Source organism: Burkholderia sp. AU16741, from assembly GCF_002223345.1.
Taxonomy (GTDB): domain Bacteria; phylum Pseudomonadota; class Gammaproteobacteria; order Burkholderiales; family Burkholderiaceae; genus Burkholderia; species Burkholderia sola.
In genome coordinates, this window is record NZ_NKEZ01000011.1 from 110,584 (window position 1) to 130,502 (window position 19,919).

Genomic DNA, 19,919 nt, shown 5'->3' on the forward strand with positions numbered 1-19,919 from the left:
ATCAGGCTCCCGACGTGTTGCGCGTCGCAGCGTAGCGCGCGGCCGCATGGCCGTCGGCCGTCGCGTCGGGTGTCGCCGCCGGCAGGTGACGCAGGCAGTAGAAGCCGTAGTAGACGATCACGACGAAGCAGACGAGCGGCACGACGAACGCGAGCTGCATGTTGCCGCCGGTGTGATCGGAGATCAGCCCCTGGATCAGCGGCACGACCGCGCCGCCGACGATGCTCATCACGAGGATCGAGCCGCCGTATTCGGTGTCCTTGCCGAGGCCGTCGATCGTCAGCCCGTAGATCGTCGGCCAGCACGGGCCGAGGAAGATGCTCACGCACACGGCCGCATACACGGCGGTGATGTTGTGCACGCTGATCGTGTACGCGAGCAGCGCGATGCACAGGATGCCGTAGACGATCAGCACCTTGGCCGGGCCGACGCGTTTCATCACGAGCGTCGCGACCAGCTTGCCGACGAAGAACGCGAAGAACGTCGCGAGCAGGTAGCGCGACGCGCCGCGCTCGGTGAGGCCGCCGATCTGCATCGCGAGCCGGATCGTGAAGCTCCACACGCCGACCTGCGCGCCCACATACAGGAATTGCGCGACGACGCCCGCGACGAAGCGCCGGTTGCCGAACAGTCGCGCGAGGGTGCCGCGCGCGTCGATCCGGTGCGTGACCGTACTCGCGCCGTTGCCCTTGCAGGCCGGATACGGCGTGAGCGCGAACACGATGAACACGGCGACGAGCACGACGATCAGCCACTTGTAAGGCTCGAGCGTGGCCTGGATCATCGCGAGCTGGTGCGTGTGCGCGTCGGCGGCCGACATCGCCGCGAGCTGCGCATGCGACGCGTCGCCTTCCTTGAAGATCAGGAAGCTGCCCATGTAGACGCCGGCCATCGCGCCGAACGGGTAGAACGTCTGCGAGATGTTCAGCCGCCGCGTGCTGGTGTCGCGCGGGCCCATCAGCGTCGAATACGAGTTCGACGCCGTTTCGAGGAACGACAGGCCGGCCGCGATCACGAACAGCGCGACGAGGAACATCCCGTACTTCGCCATCGACGCGGCCGGAAAGAACAGCAGGCAGCCGGTCGTGTAGAGCAGCAGGCCGACGAGGATCGTCGTCTTGTAGCTGAACTTCTTCACGACCGTCGCGGCCGGAATCGCGAGGAAGAAGTAGCCGAGATAGAACGCGGACTGCACGAATGCCGATTCGAAATCGGACAGGAAGAACGATTTCTTGAACTGCGCGATCAGCACGTCGTTCAGGTTCGCGGCGGTGCCCCACAGCGCGAACAGGCAGCACAGCAGCGTGAACGCGAAGAGCGGCGTGCGATTCAGGTAATAGCCGTCGGGTGTGTGTTCGATCGGGGTCCGGCTCATGGGTGTCTCCTTCCCAATGTCTCGTCGATGAAGGCGCCGGTCAGAAGCCGGCGTCGCGGAGGAAGCGTTCGAACGTCGCGGCGTCGGCGTACGACTTCTGCGTGCCGAGGCTCGTGACCGAAAGCGCGGCGTACGCGGACGCGTAACGCATCGCATCGATCGCGTCGCGCGACGCCGCATAGCAGCGTGCGAAGCAGCCGATATACGCGTCGCCGGCGCCCGTCGTGTCGCGCGCGTCGACCGGGACGCCCGGCACATGGTGCACGCCGTCACGCGACACCAGCAGCGAGCCGTTGCCGCCGAGCGTGACGAGCACGTGCTCGAGCCCGCGCGCGACCAGCGCTTGGGCAGCGCGGGCGGCGCTCTCGCGCGAATCGACCGGCATGCCCGACACGATCGCGAGCTCGGTTTCGTTCGGCACGAAGAATTCGACGGAACGGATGCGTTCGAAATCGAGGTCGGCCACGGCGGGGGCCGGGTTCAGCAACACGGGAATGCCGTGCCGCGCGCCGAATTCGATCGCGTGATAGACGGTGTCGAGCTCGATTTCGAGTTGCAGCACGATCAGTGCGCATTCGGCGAGCATCGGCGCGGCCGCGTCGATGTCGGCCGGCCGCAGATGGCGATTCGCGCCCTTGACGATCAGGATGCTGTTGCTCGAATCGGGCTCGACGAAGATCGGCGCGACGCCGCTCGGCACGCCGGCGACCTTGCGCACGTGCGTGGTGTCGATGCCTTCGCGCTCGAAGTTGCGGATCGTGTTGTCGGCGAACACGTCGTCGCCGACCTTGGTGACCATCACGACGCGCGCGCCGAGGCGGGCGGCCGCGACGGCCTGGTTCGCGCCCTTGCCGCCGCAGCCGAGCTCGAAGTTCGGCGCCTCTAGCGTTTCGCCCCGGGCGGGCATGCGTGTGACGTAGGTCACGAGGTCGACCATGTTGCTGCCGATGACGGCGATTGTCTCCATCTGCGTGTCTTCCTTGGTATATGGGGTGCGACCGCGCAGGGGTAGGAGCGGGGCGCGATGGGTGATAATAAAATCACATTGAATGTGAAAATGCAATCCTGTGATGTTAGGGGGGTCACTTGTTTGGCCGGCGGCAAGGCGAAGAATGCGCCCATGCCTGCTGGAGAGAAGGCTTCGCCTCGGGCGGTGCTGCAGCGCAATTGCGGACGCTCGCATTTGGCACGGTGAGAAGCGGGGGCTTGGGTGGGAAGTTGGCTGAATTCTCTCCGCGGTGCAGAGAGTGCCCGGCAGGGTGCCGCCGGAGCTGAGATTCCGGTAACGTCGCCACAGCCGGCGCGCGCCGGTTCGCCGACTCCTTCATTTCTGACCGCTCGATAGCCCCCGTTAGGGTTCGCACGCGAACGATGTCGAAAGAAATGACGGGCGCACCGAGAAGCGTCGCGTGCGACGCCGCGTCGATCAGCGGTTCACGACCGAGTACACGAGCGTGCCGGAGAACATCAACAACACGAGCGACGCGCCGCGCAGCAGCGTCGACGTACGGGCGGCCCACGCGCGTTGCGAAGTAAGGATCCCGCCGAGGGACGACCAGCCCACGCCGATCGGCGCGAGCACGACCAGAAAGACGAGGAGCGCCCAAGCGAAATAGTGCGCGGACCTGAACGCCTCCAGCGGAAACAGCGTGCTCGAGAACAACAGCGCCTTCGGGTTCATCATCGTCGCGACGAACACGTCGCGAAAGCGCACCGGCGCGACCGACACGTCCTGCAGCACGCGGCTATGCGTCCACATCCTGAGCGCGAGGAAAAAGATGTAGACGGAACTCGCGAGCTTGACCACGTCATAAAGCCAGGGCCGGCCGGCAGCGAACGTGGACAGGAAGAATCCCCATACGGCAATCGCGATCGCGTAGCCGAGCGCCTCGGCGACGACCAGCGGCCACGTGCCGCGCAGGCCGACCTTCAGCCCGGACGACAGCAGCAGCGTATTGGTCGGCCCCGGCACGATCAGCACCAGCGAGACGTACATCGCCATCTTCAGCAACGCTTCCTGGATGGGCACGCGGCCTCCTCGATTCGTCAGTGTCGCGGTTCGCGTCCGGTCGAAGTTGGCGCACCGTGAAATAGCGGTTGCCCTGCATGCACGGTCGTTCGATCCGCGCTTTCGCGAACTTGCCCGTCCTCATTGCATGACCTTCGTGTTCGCTCGCGCACATCATGACGAATTTCTCTGCCGACGAGTCGAATTATTTTTAGGTCGAGATCACGATCGACAAAATATGAAAAGATCGTCTGTTTTGTATTTGATGTTGTGAATTCTTTGTTTCTTTCGTGTGAATTCATTATGCCATTTCGCATATTAAAGATAGAAAAGATTCTGGATTCACCTGCTTAAAATGAAAAAATGAATTCTGTTGTTTCGAAAAAGTTGAATCGATCGTTGTGCGGTATTTCGTCGAAATTTAACGGCATTTAGAATTTCTCTGAACAACCGGAGATTGATATGAAATTTTTCGAAGTGCGCCGTCATGAACGCTGCTATGGTGTGTCGGAGGGTCAAGCGCGCGGTGCGACGATCCTGGAAACAATTAGGTAGACTGAGTTTATAAATGCGCTAGTAACAGTCGCCGTATCCGAAAGTCAATTTGCCGAAGCAGAATCCCTTCCGCGGTGTGCCGCCGCGTGCGATGGGTGCTTCGCGTTGTTGCATGCGTTCGTTGCGATTCAATCCGCCTTTTCGATGTCATTTGTCGTGATGGGCCGGACGCGTCATCACGCGTTACCGGAAGCGTTGCCGATTCAATTCGACAAGGCGGCACTATCCATTCCGATTTTCAATCCTATGGGAAGCGTGTCATGACTCACCCGATCAAGAATATCGTCATCGTGGGCGGCGGCACGGCGGGCTGGATGTCCGCCTCGTACCTCGTCCGGGCGCTCCAGCAGCACGCGAACATCACGCTCGTCGAATCCGCGGCGATCCCGCGGATCGGCGTGGGCGAGGCGACCATTCCGAGTTTGCAGAAGGTGTTCTTCGACTTCCTCGGGATACCGGAGCGGGAGTGGATGCCCCAGGTGAACGGCGCGTTCAAGTCCGCGATCAGGTTCGTGAACTGGAGGAAGGCTCCCGATGGTTCGCGCGGCGATCACTTTTACCATTTGTTCGGCAACGTGCCGAACTGCGATGGCGTGCCGCTGACCCACTACTGGCTGCGCAAGCGCGAACAGGGCTTCCAGCAGCCGATGGAATACGCGTGCTACCCGCAGACCGAGGCGCTCGACGCCAGGCTGGCGCCGTGCCTGCCCGACGGCACCCGCCAGATGTCCCATGCATGGCACTTCGACGCGCACCTGGTGGCCGACTTCCTGAAGCGCTGGGCCACCGAACGCGGGGTGAAGCGCGTGGTCGACGAGGTCGAGCAGGTTCACCTGAACGATCGCGGCTACATCGCCAGCCTGTCCACCAAGGAGGGGCGCATGCTGGAAGCGGACTTGTTCATCGACTGCTCCGGCATGCGCGGGCTCCTGATCAACCAGGCGCTGAAGGAGCCCTTCATCGACATGTCCGACCATCTGCTGTGCGATAGCGCGGTCGCCAGCGCCGTGCCCGCCGACGACGCGCGCGAGGGAATCGAGCCGTACACGTCGGCGATCGCGATGAACGCCGGGTGGACCTGGAAGATCCCGATGCTGGGCCGGTTCGGCAGCGGCTACGTGTTCTCGAGCAAGTTCACGTCGCGCGATCAGGCCACCGCCGACTTCCTCGACCTGTGGGGGCTGTCGGACAAGCAGCCGCTCAACCAGATCAAGTTCCGGGTCGGGCGCAACAGGCGCGCGTGGGTCAACAACTGCGTCGCGATCGGGCTGTCGTCGTGCTTTCTGGAGCCGCTGGAATCGACGGGCATCTACTTCATCTACGCGGCGCTGTACCAGCTCGTGAAGCACTTCCCCGATACGTCGTTCGACCCGCGGTTGGCCGACGCATTCAACGCCGAAATCGTCTACATGTTCGACGACTGCCGGGATTTCGTGCAGGCGCACTATTTCACCACGTCGCGCGACGACACCGCGTTCTGGCGCGCGAACCGGCACGACCTGCGGCTGTCGGACGCGATCCAGGAGAAAGTCGAACGCTACAAGGCGGGGCTGCCGCTGACCACCACGTCGTTCGACGATTCGACGTACTACGACACCTTCGACTACGAGTTCAAGAACTTCTGGTTGAACGGAAACTACTACTGCATTTTTGCCGGCCTGGGGCTGTTGCCCGACCGTTCGCTGCCGCTCTTGCGGCACCGGCCGGAATCGATCGACAAGGCCGAGGCGATGTTCGCGCGGATCCGGCGCGACGCCGAGCATCTGCGGGCGAGCTTGCCGACGAACTACGATTACCTGCGCTCGCTGCGCGAGGGCGACGCGGCGCAGTCTCGCAGCCGGCCCGGGCCGACGCTCGCGACGCCGGAGATCCTGTAGTGGAGCGCGCTCCGGACCGGGTGCGCGCGATCGCGGCCACGCACGCTGCCGTGGCGGCCTGCGACCCGCTGCAGGCGCGCGCGCTCGTCCTGCGGCTGCCGGGCCTGAACCGTCGACAGGATGTGCCCGGCATCGTCGGGCTGTTGCGCGAGTTCCTTCCGGCACGCGGCGTGCCCTCGGGTTGGGGCTTCGTCGAAGCCGCCGCCGCGATGCGGGACATCGGGTTCTTCCTGGGATCGCTCAAGCGGCACGGACACGAGCCCGTGGACGCGGTGCCCGGGCTCGAGCCGGTGCTGCTCGACCTGGCGCGCGCGACCGAGTTGCCGCCGCGCGAGACGCTGCTGCACGTGACGGTCTGGAATCCCGCGGCGGCCGACGCGCAACGCAGCTACACCGGGCTGCGCGACGAAGCGCATCTGCTCGAAAGCGTGCGCATCTCGATGGCGGCGCTCGAGGCGGCCATCGCGCTGACCGTCGAACTGACCGACGTGCCGCTGCGCTCGCCCGCGTTCGCGCAAGGGTGCGACACGCTGGCGGACTATCTGCAGAAAATGGTCGACTCGATCGTCTACGCGTATCGCTTCATCTCGCTGCAGGTGTTCTATGACGAGCTTCGTCCGTATTACGAACCGATTCGAGTCGGCGGTCACGACTACCTCGGCCCCGGTGCGGTCGAAATGCCTCTTTTCGTGCTGGAGCACGTGCTGTGGGGGGCGCAATCGGACCACCGGGCTTATCGGGAATTCAAGGAGACGTACCTGCCCTACGTGCTTCCCACGTTCAGGGCGATCTATGCGCGGTTCGCCGGGCGGCCGGCGCTCGTCGACCGCGTGCTCGGCGAAGCGCAAGCGGCCCGTGCGCGGGGCGAGCCGGTCGACGCCGGGTTGGCGGCCCTCGACCGCGTATTCGAGGTGCTGCTGCGCTTTCGCGCGCCGCACGGCAAATTGGCCGAGCGCGCGTACGAAGTGGGCCGAAGCGGCCCCACGATCGGCAGCGGCGGGTACGCGCCGAGCATGCTCGGCGATCTGCTCACGCTCACACGCGCGGCGCGCTCACGCGTTCGCGCCGCGCTCGGCGCGCGCTGACGGCTTGGCGCGGGCGGCCATGTATTCCATCTCACCAGGAGAGTTTGCCCCATGACTCAGCAGAGCCCCGCGAACGGGCGCGACAGCAACCACTACGACGTGATCATCCTCGGCTCGGGCATGTCGGGCACCCAGATGGGCGCCATCCTGGCCAAGCAGCGGTTTCGCGTGCTGATCCTCGAGGAATCGTCGCACCCGCGCTTCACGATCGGCGAATCGTCGATCCCCGAGACGTCGCTGATGAACCGCATCATCGCCGATCGCTACGGCATTCCGGAGCTCGACCACATCACGTCGTTCTATGCGACGCAGCGTTACGTCGCGTCGAGCACGGGCATCAAGCGCAACTTCGGTTTCGTGTTCCACAAGCCCGGCGAGGAGCACGACCCGAAGGAATTCACGCAATGCGTGATTCCCGAGCTGCCGTGGGGGCCGGAGAGCCACTATTACCGGCAGGACGTCGACGCGTACCTGTTGCAAGCCGCCATCAAGTACGGCTGCACGGTTCGCCAGAAGACGAGCGTGACCGAATACCACGCCGACAAGGACGGCGTCGCGGTGGCCACCGCCCAGGGCGAACGTTTCACCGGCCGCTACATGATCGACTGCGGCGGCCCGCGCGCGCCGCTCGCGACCAAGTTCGGGCTGCGCGAAGAGCCGTGCCGTTTCAAGACGCACTCGCGCAGCCTCTACACGCACATGCTCGGGGTCAAGCCGTTCGACGACATCTTCAAGGTCAAGGGGCAGCGCTGGCGTTGGCACGAGGGGACCCTGCACCACATGTTCGAGGGCGGCTGGCTCTGGGTGATTCCGTTCAACAACCACCCGCGCTCGACCAACAACCTGGTGAGCGTCGGTTTGCAGCTCGACCCGCGTGTCTACCCGAAAACGGATATCTCCGCGCAGCAGGAATTCGACGAATTCCTCGCGCGGTTCCCGAGCATCGCGGCGCAGTTCCGCGATGCCGTGCCGGTGCGCGACTGGGTCAAGACCGACCGCCTGCAGTTTTCGTCGAGCGCCTGCGTCGGCGACCGCTACTGCCTGATGCTGCATGCGAACGGGTTCATCGATCCGCTTTTTTCCCGCGGGCTCGAGAACACCGCGGTGACGATCCATGCGCTCGCGGCGCGCCTGATCAAGGCGCTGCGCGACGACGACTTCTCGCCCGAGCGCTTCGAGTACATCGAGCGCCTGCAGCAGAAGCTGCTGGACCACAACGACGACTTCGTCAGCTGCTGCTACACGGCGTTCTCGGACTTCCGCCTGTGGGACGCGTTCCACCGATTGTGGGCGGTCGGCACGATCCTCGGGCAGTTCCGGCTCGTGCAAGCGCATGCGAGGTTCCGCGCGTCGCGCGACGAGCGCGATCTCGATCACCTCGACGACAACGCGCCGTACCTCGGGTTCCTGTGCGCGGACATGGAGGGCTACTACCAGTTGTTCAACGACGCCAAGGCCGAGGTCGAGGCCGTGAGCGCCGGGCTCAAGTCGGCCGAGGAAGCCGCGGCGCGGATTCACGTTCTGATCAACGAACGCGAATTCGCGAAGCCGATGTTCGGCTTCGGATATTGCATCACAGGCGCCAAACCGCAGCTCAACAACTCGAAGTACAGCCTGCTGCCGGCGATGAAGCTGCTGCACTGGACGCAGACCAGCGCGCCGGCGGAGGTGAAACGGTATTTCGACTACAACCCGATGTTCGCGCTGCTCAGGGCGTACGTCACGACCCGCATCGGCCTGGCGCTGAAGTAGTCGACCGACCCCGGAATGAAAATGATAGACGACGTTCAATTGAATCAAGTGCGCGCCGGCGAGCATCCGTCGGCGGCGTATGACGCGACCACGCGCGTGGCCGCGAGCTGGTACGTCGCGATGCGCTCGGACGACCTCAAGGACAAGCCGACCGCGTTGACGCTGTTCGGCCGCCCGTGCGTCGCGTGGCGCGGCACGACGGGCCGGGCCGTGGTGATGGACCGCCACTGCGCGCATCTCGGCGCGAACCTGGCCGACGGGCAGATCAAGGACGGGTGCATCCAGTGCCCGTTTCACCACTGGCGGTACGACGAGCACGGCCAGTGCGTGCATATTCCCGGCCACAGCGCGACGGTGCACCGGCTGGAGCCGGTGCCGCGCGGGGCGCGCCAGCCGACGTGGGTCACCGCCGAGCGGTATGGCTACGTGTGGGTCTGGTACGGCTCTCCGCAGCCGCAGCACCCGCTGCCCGAGATCGCCGCGGCCGACGTCGACAACGGCGATTTCATGCACCTGCACTTCGCGTTCGAGACGACGACGGCGGTCTTGCGGATCGTCGAGAACTTCTACGACGCGCAGCACGCGACGCCCGTCCACGCGCTCCCGATCTCGGCCTTCGAGCTCAAGCTTTTCGACGATTGGCGCGCGTGGCCGGAGGTCGAGTCGCTGGCGCGGGCCGGCGCGTGGTTCGGCGCCGGGATCGACTTCACCGTGAACCGGTATTTCGGGCCTCTCGGCATGCTGTCGCGCGCGCTGGGCCTGAACATGTCGCAGATGAACCTGCACTTCGACGGCTACCCCGGCGGGTGCGTGATGACCGTCGCGCTGGATGGCGTCGTCAAGTACAAGCTGCTCCAGTGCGTGACGCCGGTGAGCGACGGCAAGAACGTCATGCACATATTGATCTCGATCAAGAAGGTGGGCGGCGTCCTGCGCCGCGCGACCGACTACGTGCTGTTCGGGCTTCAGACCCGGCAAGCCGCGGGGTACGACGTCAAGATCTGGAACGGGATGAAGCCGGACGGCGGTGGCGCGTACAGCAAGTACGACAAGCTCGTGCTCAAGTACCGCGCGTTCTATCGCGGCTGGGTCGACCGCGTCGGCCGATAGCGGTGCCGCGGCGATGCCGGGGATTGCCGGCGACATCGATATGCGTGATACGCGATGACAAGATGGCCGGGTCGCGCCCGGCCGGCGAGGGTATCGATCGAAGCGAATGCGGGCGTGCCTGCGCGTAGGCACGCCAACCGCATGTGCAGCAGCGCGGGTAAATCCCGGTTAAAGGCAGGCTGCACGGCAATTGAATGCGATATTCGGAGCAATCGCAATCCATGGCAGTGCGGCGGCGCAAACGTGTGCGGCCATGGTGCGCGTCGCGCCCTCTACGACGTATCGAAAGAGTCGAATGCCATAGGCAGGTCATCTTGGGCCGGGATAATCCACAAACGTCGGCGGTGACTTCGCTCTCGCCGGATGGCTATGGTCCGATTGGGCGAAGGTGTTATCCCATCACGCGGCGGATTTCCGTCGAAATGCCTTCGCCATCTTTACGATGTCGCATCAAAACATAAATTTATGTAAGAACATAAAATTCACCATTGGGCATGGTAATTTTAAAAAGAAGAACAAACGGGGAAATAATAAGTATGGCCAAGTCGGAAAAAGCATCCGGTTCGATGCTTGTCGCCAGTTCCATCGGCTCTTCCGCGGTCGATGGCTGCAATGCGCCGCGCGTGCAGCCATTTGCGGTGCGGGTCTTGTGTGTGTGGATCATCACGTGCTGTTTTTTCGTCGTCTATCGAGGCGAAGTGCTGCCCTCCGCGGCGAAGATCGAGAGCACGGATCGCCTCGCATATTACTCGGACATACACGGCATGGGCGCACTTCAAGCCGCTCTGGTATTGACTGCCGACAGGGCCGCCGGTTTCGGCGTCGCCACGCGCTTGCAGATGCCGCGTATCGCTGACGCGGGGCGCAGCGGGCGTGGGCGCCGGCAAACGGTGCGTGCGCAAACGATCTCCCCTGCATCGTGGTTGCTGCATGCGCGTGCGCCGATGGGGCGCGACGGTCCCGTGCGTATGTGGGGACGGCTCCCGGCTGTAGACACCATCCGCTAATCTTACCTGTGCCGGGGCGGCATGCGCCGGCATTGCCTGACGTCCGGAACGACACGAATTGAATCACCAACCCAGAGCGAGCACGGCCTCCATGCTTGCTGCCCGCGGCAGCGTTGCCGCGACTCTGTGCATCGCCGCGCTTGCGTTCGTTTCGCTGCACGCCCTGGCGGCCGATACCCCGGAACATCCATCCCCGCCGGCCGCGCCACGTGCAAACGTCGCGTTTTTCGACGGTGCCCAGCCGCCCGAAGGCTTGCTGCAAGCGTTCGACGCCGTGGTGCTCGATCCCGCCCGGGGCTTCGATCCGGCGACGCACCCGCTCGCGCATACCGTTTGGGTCGCACGCGTACCGCACGGCGCGTCGGGCCCGGCACTCGGGCCCGCGGCGTTTGTCTCGCAGCGCATCGAGCCGCTGTGGGCGCGCGGTTATCGCGGCTTCCTGCTCGACACGCCGGAGGCGATTGCATCGAGTGAGGCAATTCATGCGACTTATCCTGACGCGCGGCTGATCGTCGGCGGCAACGATGCGCTGCGTGCGGCGCAATCGCATGCGAGCGTGCTTTACGCGGTGCTCGGTCCGCCGCTGGTACGCGGTTTCATGGACGGCGACGACATGCGTTCGGTACGCGACGTCGCCGCCGCCGACCGCAGCGCACGCGTCGACGCGGCGCGGCTTTTCATGCGCGAGACGCACGTGCCGGTGCTGTCGCTCGAGATCTGCGAGCGCACCGACCGGGCATGTGCCCGCGCGACGGCCGCGCAGGTCGTCGCGACCGGCGTGACGCCGTACGTGACGGACGCCGGCCGCGACGTCGTCGGCATCGGTGCGATCGAAGTGCTGCCGCGCAAGGTGCTGATCGTACAGAACCGCGACGCCGATACGCCAGTGGACGAAACGCGCGGCGTGCGCGACCTCGCGATGCCGCTCAATTATCTTGGCTACGACGTCGAATACGCGGATCTCGACGCCCCGTTGCCGACCGATATCACACCGGACCGTTACGCGGGCGTCGTCGCCTGGATCGAAGGCGCGGAGCCCGCCGATCCCGCGAGATGGCGGCGCTGGATCGATGCGCGCATCGCGGATCACGTGCCGGTCGCCTTCATGGGACAGTTCGGCTTCGACGCCGCGCAGGAAGAGGGCGCGGCACTCGATCTGCAGCCGGTGCCCGGCCCGTTCACGGCGCCGCTCAGCGTCGTGACGCGCGATCCGATGATGCACTTCGAGATCGATCCGAGGCCGGATGCGCGCGATCTCGTCGGGATGCGCGTCGGATCGCGCAGCCGTGTGCTGTTGCGGCTCTCGGCGGCGGGCACGAACGTCGACGCGGCCGCGATCACGCCGTGGGGCGGCTATACGCTGAGTCCGTACACGGTGGTTTCGCTGAACGGCATCGGGCAGACGCGTTGGGCGATTCAGCCGATCTCGTTCGTGACCGACGCGCTGCGTCTCGTGCGGATGCCGTCGCCGAGCGTCACGACCGAGAACGGCCGGCGCCTGTTCATGTCGCACGTCGACGGCGACGGCTATGCGTCGCGCGCGGAATTCCCCGGCGCCGATTATTCGGGAGACGCGCTCTATCGACGGATCTTCACGCGCTACAAGGTGCCGATGACGTTGTCGGTCATCGAAGGCGAAGTGGGGCCGACCGGCCTGTATCCGAAACTGTCGCCGCGCCTCGAAGCGCTCGCGCGGCAGATGTTCGCGCTGCCGTGGGTGCAGATCGGTTCGCATACCTACTCGCATCCGTTCCAGATGGCCGACCTCGATGCGACGACGGGCGCACGCGTCGACCACCGGAACAACGTCGAGCGCGGCAACGGCGGCGACACGGCGTTCTCGCTGGATATCCCGGGCTACACGTTCGATCTCGACCGCGAGATCGCCGGTTCGATCGCGTACATCGATTCGCGTCTCGCGCCGCCGGGCAAGCGTACCGAAGTGCTGCAATGGCCGGGCGACTGCGAGCCGCCCGCGATCGCCGTGCGCAAGGCCTATGCGGCCGGCGTGCAGAACATCAACGGCGGCGACACGATCATCCGCAAGTCGATGAACAGCTGGACCCATATCGCGCCGCTCGGCGTCGACAAGGGGCCGGGCGCGTACCAGGTATACGCGCCGAACCAGGACGAGAACGTTTACACGAACGACTGGCAGGGCCCGTTTTATGGTTTCACGCAGGTACTCGAGACCTACGACATGACGGAGCATCCGTATCGCTTCAAACCGATCGACGTGTACTACCACATGTACAGCGGCACGAAGCTCGCGTCGCTGCGCGCGCTGGACCAGATCTACTCGACCGTGCTGAAGCAGCCGGTGCTGCCTGTCTACATCACCGATTACACGCACAAGGTGCTGGACTGGCGCGGTTTCGCGGTCGCGCGCGAAGTGGCCGGCGGCGCATGGGTCGTGCGCGGCAACGGCGACGTGCGCGAATTGCACTGGCCGCGCAACGACGTGCCCGACCTGCGTGCATCGCAGGGCGTGACCGGCTATGCGCCCGGCCCGGACGGCCTCTATATCCATATTGCCGACGGCGCGGCGCGTGTCGTGTTCGAGCGCGACACGGATAACGGCTTGCGCGGCGCAGCGCCACCGCATGGCCCGGGCGGGACGCCGTATATCGCGCAAGCGAACGGATTCGTCCGGAACTTCCACCGTACCGCCGACGGGATGTCGTTCGAGTTCGGCGGCTACTATCAGCCGTTCGTCGAGCTCGCCGACGCGCAGCGTTGCCGTGTGCGCATCGCGGGCCGACCGATCGACGCACGGCGCGATGGAACGGTTCTCCGTTTCGAAACGGCGGCCGACGTCCGTCACCCGATGCACTACCAACCGGTCGAGATTGCGTGTGGCCGGTAAGCGCCCGCGTATCGCGCCGCCATGGCTGGTGCTGGTGCTGGCAGGCGTCGTGCTGCTGGCAGGCTATGCGGTTGCACCGCACGACGGGCTGCGTGAGCGGATGGCCGCGGTTGGCGGCCCGAGCGATCTGAGCGCGGCGTATCTCGAAGCATGGCTGAAAGTGCGGCCGCGCGACGAAGCGCTACTGGCGATGCTCGGTGAGCAATATGTGTCGCTGGGCCGGCTCGCCGATGCAGGGCGGGTCGTTCAACGGATGGACGAGGCGGCTTCCGCGCCGCTGCGGCAGGCCGCGATGAAGCTGCGGCTCGCGATCGCGCAGCAACGCACGAACGCGATGCAGGCCGACGATCCGCGCCGTTCCGCTGCGCTTGCCGCGCTGCGCCGGCAGCTCTCCGACGCGGCCGCGCTCGACTGGTCCGATCGCGATCTCGAATGGCTCGCGCAATCCGCGGCATCGGTCGGTGCCCCCGCGCTCGCGCTGCGTTTCTATGTGCGCCTCGCGCGGCGCGACACCGCACATCGCGATACGTGGGACGGATACGTGTCGCGCTACGCGCTGCAGATCGGCGACTACAAGGAGGCGGCCGACAGCTGGTTCGAGCGTCAGCAGAACGCGACGACGCTCGGCGCCCAGCGACGCTGCTTCATCGCGGGCATTCGCGTGCTGCAGGCCGGCAATCTGACCGCCGATGCCATCGCGGTTGCGCAGCGCCAGAACGACGCGTTCATCGACGATCAGCCGACGCTCGTCGCGTTGCTCGATCTCGCACGGGCGGCGCAGCGGCCGGACCTGATCGAGCGGTATGCGAAGGCGTTGGCGCGGCGCGCGGGGATCGGCGGGATTGCCTATCGGAGCCGGCGCGCGGAGCGCGTGCTCGCCATGCCGGCGGTTCACGGGTCGGATTCGACGCCGCGGGCGTACGCGTATCTGGACGGTCCGATGGCATGGGGCAGCGCACGTCGCGGTGGCGTTGCGCGGCAGCTCCGGGCAGGCCGTGACGGCCACGGCCCGTTCATCGATGCGGCGCAAGCGCAAGTCACCCCACAGACGCAACCGCGGGCGCACGTCGTGAAGGTCGCGCTGCAACGGCGCGACGCAATGATGCGCTTCGTCGCCGCGACGCAGGTATCGAAGCATGCGGGGGCTGTGCAACTTCCGTCGCCGCCGGCTGCCGATGGGGCGGGCATTGCCGATCTCCTCTATCAGTCGTTCCTGGAGTCCGCCGATCCCGCCAATGCGCAGAAGGTCGCGCTCGCGCAGCTCGCCAAGGAACCGCATTCGGCGCTGTGGCGCAAGCGCCTGGCGCAGGTGGCCGAATGGAACGGGGCGTCGCAGCTCGCGCTGAAGTCGTGGCTCGACTATGCGCGACAAACGGGCGACCCCGTCGGCTGGCGGAACGTTCGGCGCATCGCCCCGATGCTGGACGACGACGACGCCTACCTGGCGGCTTTGCTGCAGGCGGCGCGGGCGACGCCCGACGATCTCAAGCTCGTCGATTCCATCACCGCAACGTATGAGCGCCTCGGGCGGCCGGACGACGCGATCGCGTTCCTCGACGGTCTGCCGCACGGCCGTGAAGCGAACGCGCTCGATGAACGCGCCGGTGCGCTCGCGGAACGTGCCGGCCACGACGACGAGGCGCTCGCGATCTACCGTCGGCTGCAACGGCGCGAGCCGCGCAATCCGCGCTACGCGCTGCATACCGCCAACGTCCTGTACCGCGACGGCGACTACGCGGGCGCGCTCGATGCAATGACGAACGCGAGCCGTTACGCGCAGGACGGCGAAGTGGCGTTCTGGCGCAACTACGGCGAACTGGCGCGCCTGCTGCAACGTGATGACGCGGCGCACGACGCGTATCGCCACCTGCTGGCGAGCGATGCGGCGACACCCGAGGATCTGGCCGACATGTCGTACTTCTACGATGCGTACCCGATCGACGCCGGCCGCATCTCGGCGCTGCACTACCGGCGCGACCATACCGTGCGTGCGCTGCAGCAGGCGGTTTACTACTACACGGCGGCCGGCGCGATGGAACGCATCGACGCGCTGCTCGCGAGCCTCACGCCGCAGGAGCGCGAGGCAGCCGAGGCGTCGCCGGGTTTTCTCGGCGTGCGCGCCGAGTACGAGCGGCAAGCGGGGCGTCCGCTCGATGCGTTGCGCGATCTGCAGCGTGCGGTCGATCTGCCTGGCGCATCGGCGGATCTGAATGCGGCGCTATTGTGGACGCTGGTCGATTACGGCACGGATGCCGAGTTGCGCGCGGCGCTCAAGCGCTGGCGCGACAAGGCTTCGTCTGACGCGCCGCTGTGGGGACCGTATGCCGCGGCCGAACTGCGCCTGAACCGGCCCGTCGATGCACTCGAATATCTGCGCCGTCAGGTCGTGATGATGTCGCACGATCCGCTGTGGCTGCTTACGTACGCCGACGCGCAGGAAATGGCGGGACGTCCGGATCTCGCGTGGTCGATTCGCCGCAAGGTGTGGCTGCAGATCGGCGCATTCGGCCGGAAGCAGGCCCGGCAGACGCCGCAGGAACGGGATGCATCGTTCTCGCCGCCGCGACGGACGACGCAGGCGCCGCAAGCCGCTCAACCCATGCAACGCGGTGTTCCGGCGCGTACGTCGCAGGACGTCGAGACGCGCCTGGAGCTGCGCAGCCGCGGCGTCGATCTGGCTGCGCAATATTCGAACGCCGACCACGCGGTCGCGCTGCTCGACGCACTGCTGAAGGACGGCTCGGCGGCTGCCGATTTCATCAGCGAACGCCGTACCTTGCTCGGCGATGCACGCGGTCTTTCGCCGCTCGAATCGTCGGCGCGGGGTAGCGCGAAATCGATGCAGGACATGCTGAAAAAAGATCGCCGTGCGTACGCGGCAGTCGCGCAGGAGGTGGCGATCACGTGGGCGCTGTCGCACGAGGCGAATCCGCTTGCGAAGCGGTGGCTCGCGTTGCAGGCGGCGAACCTGTTCGCGCGGCCGGCGTCCGCGCAACTGACCGTCGCGCTCGCCGACGGCGACATCGGAACGATGGAGCGTCTGCTCGATCAGGGCGTGCGCCTGCCGCGCTACGACCGGATCGATGCGGCCGAAGCCGTCGACCGTCCGGGGCAAGCACAAACGCTCGCGTTCGACGGCCTCGATGGCGCGCCCGACGACAGCGAAATGCATCGGCGTTTCGTCGAAACCGCGCTCGCGTGGCCGCAGTCGCTCGACGCGACCGTGACGCGCTACGCCGAACATCCGCTCGATTACAGCGAGCAGACGATCGCGGCAAGCCGCAAGATCGCCGGGCATTACCTGATCGGCATGACCGCCACGCTGGACCTCCAGCGATCGACGGACGCATCGCAACTGGTCAACGTGCCGTCGGCGGACCGCTCGCTGGTGGTCCATGCCAGGCGGCAGACGCGCGACGATGCGTTCACGGTGAGTGCGGGCCGCCGCGAAGGACTCGACGCCTTCTATACGATCGGACTGGGCGCGGAATTCGGACGCAACGGACCGTTGCAGTTCGGCATACGTGCGGGCCGCGATCAGGTCGCCGACGAGCTGCCGACGTTGCGCATCGGCGGGATGAAGGACAACCTGATCGCCGATGGGAGCTGGCAGGCGAACGAACGCGTGACGGTGTCCGGCAGTGTCGAGATGGACCGTTTCTACAGCCAGGCGCGCACCTATCTCGGCAGCGGCGTGCTGTCGACCGCGCAGGTCAGCTACCGAATTCGTACGGCGTACCCGGACTATACGATCCGCGTCGTCGGCACGCACGGCGATTACGGGGGGGGCGGGCGGACACGCTGATTTCGTCGCTTCTGCCTGCCGCTAGCCGGTCGGGCTCCGCGGGAAACTTCATGCCGGCCACGTACACGCAATACGGATTGTTCGCGGGGTTCGGGACCGATCTGCGCGAGCGGTACACGCATCGGTGGCGGCCGTTTCTCGAGGTCGGCGTCCTGCACGATTCGATTCAGGGCGGCGGAGCGGCCGTCGATGCCGGCATGGCGGGTTCGGTGTTCGGCGGGGATCACGCCGCATTGTTCATCCAGCACCAGCGTGTATCACGCCTCGGTACGCCCGTGACGGTGGTCGGCGCGCAATACCGCTGGTTTTATTGATTCCGGTTTCCATCGTTGCGCGGCGCGAACGGAACGACGCGCACGATGATGCATGCAACGAAGTGAGTAGGGAGTGGTTCGATGAACGAGATGAACGAAGCGACTGTACGGTCCGGATGGTTGCGCGGCGCGGAGGCGGCCCGGCTCGTCCGCTGGGGCGCGGCGATCGCGATGTCGGCGGCGGTACTGGCGGGCTGCGGCTCGATGCGACAGACCGCGGCGCCGACGCTCGCGGCCAGCGATGCGGTGGCGATCGCACCGATTGCGAACTTCACCGAAACGCCCGCGGCCGGCGGGAGCGCCGCGGCGCTCGCGGCGACCGTATTGCGCGCGAACGGGCTGGCCGACGTGCGTCTCGCGCCGGCCGACGGAGACGGCAACGCGATGTTCGACACCGCGCAGCGCGACACGGGCGAGCGTCGGCTCGCGTGGGCGCGCGAGCATCACGTGAAGTACGTGCTGGCCGGCGCCGTCGAGGAGTGGCGCTACAAGGTGGGCGTCGATGGCGAGCCGGTCGCCGGCCTGACCTTCGAACTCGTCGACGTCGAGTCGGGCCGGGTCGTCTGGAGCGCGGCGGGCACGCGCAGCGGCTGGAGCCGTTCGAGCCTGTCGAGCGTCGCGAATGCGCTGGTCGGCCGCCTGCTCGCGCCGTTGCGGCCGCGCTCGTGATGCGTGCCCGACACGACTGGGCCCGGAGGCGACCATGAGCGCCGCGAACGCTACCGGCAACCCGCACGGCGGGAGCGGCCCTGCACCGGCGTCGCCTCGATCGCGTCAGGCGAATCCGTTCGGGCACCTGAGTACGGTACGCCGTCTCGTCGCCCCTGCCGCTGCACGGCCGGTTTCGGTCGTGGAAACGATCGTGTTCATGCTGCTCGTGCTCGCGCTTGCTTGGTACTTCGACCGGAGCGATCCGCTGCTGCTGCGTGCGGACTTTCCGTGGCTGTGGTTCGGCCCGCTCATCGTCGCGCTGCGTTACGGGACGCTGCTCGGGCTGCTCGCGAACGCGTTGATGATCGGCGCATGGCAATGCGTCGCCCACCTGCATCCTGCCGCGGCCGGCGAAGCGTGGCCGCTGCAGCGCTTCGCCGGCGGGTTGCTGCAGACGATCGTCGTCGGCCATTTCGGCGACACGTGGGGCGCTCGCGCAACTCGGGCGAACGCGCTCAACGACTATCTGAACGACCGGCTCGTCGCGATCACGAAGAGCCACTACCTGATGCGTCTGTCGCACGAGCGGCTGGAAAAGGACCTGCTGTCGAAGCCGACCACGCTGCGGGATTCGATCACCGAACTGCGCCGGCTGTCGCTCGCGCACGGATTCGATGCGCCGCCGCAGGGTGCGGCGAGCACGGTACGGCTACCCGGTGCGCACGCGCTGCTCGAATTCGTCGCGCAGGCGTGTCAGATCGAGGTGGCGGCGCTGTATCCGGTCGAAGGCGCGACGAACTCGCCCGGAATCGTGTGCGAACCGGTTGCGCGGCTCGGCGATGCATTCGATTTCGATCCGCGCGACAGCCTCGTGGCCCGCGCGCTCGAGACGAAATGCATCGCCCATCCGAAAAGCAGCGGCGACGTGGCGCCGAATACGGCGCTGCTCGTCGCCGCGCCGGTCGTGTGCGCCGACGGTCGCCTGATCGCATTGCTCGCGATCAAGCGCATGCCGTTTCTGTCGCTGAACTTCGACAATCTGCAACTGCTGCTGGTGCTGCTCGGCTATTACGCGGACGGCGTCGAGCATGCGGCGTGCGTGCGCGACGTGATGGCGGCAGTACCGGCGTGCCCGTACGAATTCGCGCTCGACATCGCGCGTCTGACGCGCCTGCAGCGCGAATCGGGGATTGCGTCGTCGGTGGTCGCGCTCGTGTTCCAGCACGACGAGGCGGACGATTCGCTGTTCGAGCACGTGATGCGCGGGCGCCGTTCGCTCGATCTCGTATGGCCGCTGAAGACGCCGACGCAATCGGTGCTCGTGAATCTGATGCCGGCGACCGATACGGCCGGCGTCGACGGCTATCTCGCACGCGTCGAGGCGAGCCTCGATGCGCAGTTCGGTCTCGATCTCGAAGGCGCGCGCGTCGGCGTGCATACGCTGCATCTGGGCAGCCTCGAACCGGGGCCGGCATTGCAGCGCCTGCTGAAGGGAAGCGGCATCCATGTCTAGG

The 19,919-nt window shown here is 66.0% G+C and carries 13 protein-coding genes; 10 read left to right on the forward strand and 3 right to left on the reverse strand.

Features of this window, described 5'->3' with window-relative positions; genetic code table 11:
- Position 1 precedes the first annotated feature (1 nt).
- From fucP to CFB89_RS29565, 3 genes are all read right to left on the reverse strand, one after another.
- Complete coding sequence (fucP, locus tag CFB89_RS29555; RefSeq protein WP_089471052.1) at positions 2-1,375, reverse strand: L-fucose:H+ symporter permease; 1,374 nt, start codon at positions 1,373-1,375, stop codon at positions 2-4.
- Between the two features lie 40 nt (positions 1,376-1,415).
- Complete coding sequence (gene rbsK / locus CFB89_RS29560; protein WP_089471053.1) at positions 1,416-2,342, reverse strand: ribokinase; 927 nt, start codon at positions 2,340-2,342, stop codon at positions 1,416-1,418.
- A 459-nt stretch (positions 2,343-2,801) separates the two neighbouring features.
- Positions 2,802-3,404 (reverse strand): LysE family translocator, encoded by a 603-nt coding sequence (locus tag CFB89_RS29565; protein ID WP_089471054.1) that lies wholly within the window; start codon positions 3,402-3,404, stop codon positions 2,802-2,804.
- 794 nt (positions 3,405-4,198) lie between these two features.
- Here CFB89_RS29565 and CFB89_RS29570 point away from each other — a divergent pair.
- The 10 genes from CFB89_RS29570 (at position 4,199) to CFB89_RS29610 (ending at position 19,918) form a co-directional block, all read left to right on the forward strand.
- The gene (locus CFB89_RS29570) at positions 4,199-5,815 is read left to right on the forward strand and encodes a tryptophan halogenase family protein (RefSeq protein ID WP_089471055.1); all 1,617 of its coding nucleotides are present in this window, start codon (positions 4,199-4,201) and stop codon (positions 5,813-5,815) included.
- Positions 5,815-6,900 carry a monodechloroaminopyrrolnitrin synthase PrnB family protein gene (locus CFB89_RS29575; protein ID WP_089471056.1) on the forward strand — a complete coding sequence of 362 codons (1,086 nt, stop codon included), beginning with the start codon at positions 5,815-5,817 and terminating at the stop codon, positions 6,898-6,900. The genes CFB89_RS29570 and CFB89_RS29575 overlap by 1 nt, the downstream gene beginning before the upstream one ends.
- Positions 6,901-6,951: 51 nt before the next feature.
- Positions 6,952-8,652, forward strand: a complete 1,701-nt coding sequence (locus CFB89_RS29580; protein ID WP_089471057.1) for an NAD(P)/FAD-dependent oxidoreductase — start codon at positions 6,952-6,954, stop codon at positions 8,650-8,652.
- A 24-nt stretch (positions 8,653-8,676) separates the two neighbouring features.
- Positions 8,677-9,762 (forward strand): Rieske 2Fe-2S domain-containing protein, encoded by a 1,086-nt coding sequence (locus CFB89_RS29585; RefSeq protein ID WP_089471671.1) that lies wholly within the window; start codon positions 8,677-8,679, stop codon positions 9,760-9,762.
- Positions 9,763-10,298: 536 nt separating this feature from the next.
- On the forward strand, positions 10,299-10,769 hold the full coding sequence (locus CFB89_RS29590; protein WP_089471058.1) for a hypothetical protein: 471 nt from the start codon (positions 10,299-10,301) through the stop codon (positions 10,767-10,769).
- A gap of 91 nt (positions 10,770-10,860) precedes the next feature.
- Positions 10,861-13,635 carry a sugar ABC transporter gene (locus tag CFB89_RS35570; protein ID WP_089471059.1) on the forward strand — a complete coding sequence of 925 codons (2,775 nt, stop codon included), beginning with the start codon at positions 10,861-10,863 and terminating at the stop codon, positions 13,633-13,635.
- Complete coding sequence (locus tag CFB89_RS29600) at positions 13,625-17,440, forward strand: tetratricopeptide repeat protein (RefSeq protein ID WP_306427138.1); 3,816 nt, start codon at positions 13,625-13,627, stop codon at positions 17,438-17,440. The genes CFB89_RS35570 and CFB89_RS29600 overlap by 11 nt, the downstream gene beginning before the upstream one ends.
- A gap of 50 nt (positions 17,441-17,490) precedes the next feature.
- Positions 17,491-17,754: a hypothetical protein gene (locus tag CFB89_RS35705; RefSeq protein WP_306427139.1), complete on the forward strand. Its 264-nt coding sequence runs from the start codon at positions 17,491-17,493 to the stop codon at positions 17,752-17,754.
- A gap of 171 nt (positions 17,755-17,925) precedes the next feature.
- Positions 17,926-18,423, forward strand: coding sequence for a penicillin-binding protein activator LpoB (locus CFB89_RS29605; protein ID WP_080287820.1), 498 nt, complete (start codon positions 17,926-17,928; stop codon positions 18,421-18,423).
- A gap of 34 nt (positions 18,424-18,457) precedes the next feature.
- Positions 18,458-19,918, forward strand: coding sequence for a PelD GGDEF domain-containing protein (locus tag CFB89_RS29610; RefSeq protein WP_089471060.1), 1,461 nt, complete (start codon positions 18,458-18,460; stop codon positions 19,916-19,918).
- Position 19,919: the final 1 nt, after the last annotated feature.

Bases quoted from the DNA above. Each gene is read 5' to 3' on its own strand.
- rbsK (WP_089471053.1), bottom strand. From the start codon at position 2,342: ATGGAGACAATCGCCGTCATCGGCAGCAACATGGTCGACCTCGTGACC.
- CFB89_RS35570 (WP_089471059.1), top strand. From the start codon at position 10,861: ATGCTTGCTGCCCGCGGCAGCGTTGCCGCGACTCTGTGCATCGCCGCG.
- CFB89_RS35705 (WP_306427139.1), top strand. From the start codon at position 17,491: ATGCCGGCCACGTACACGCAATACGGATTGTTCGCGGGGTTCGGGACC.
- CFB89_RS29580 (WP_089471057.1), top strand. From the start codon at position 6,952: ATGACTCAGCAGAGCCCCGCGAACGGGCGCGACAGCAACCACTACGAC.
- fucP (WP_089471052.1), bottom strand. From the start codon at position 1,375: ATGAGCCGGACCCCGATCGAACACACACCCGACGGCTATTACCTGAAT.
- CFB89_RS29610 (WP_089471060.1), top strand. From the start codon at position 18,458: ATGAGCGCCGCGAACGCTACCGGCAACCCGCACGGCGGGAGCGGCCCT.
- CFB89_RS29605 (WP_080287820.1), top strand. From the start codon at position 17,926: ATGTCGGCGGCGGTACTGGCGGGCTGCGGCTCGATGCGACAGACCGCG.
- CFB89_RS29590 (WP_089471058.1), top strand. From the start codon at position 10,299: ATGGCCAAGTCGGAAAAAGCATCCGGTTCGATGCTTGTCGCCAGTTCC.
- CFB89_RS29570 (WP_089471055.1), top strand. From the start codon at position 4,199: ATGACTCACCCGATCAAGAATATCGTCATCGTGGGCGGCGGCACGGCG.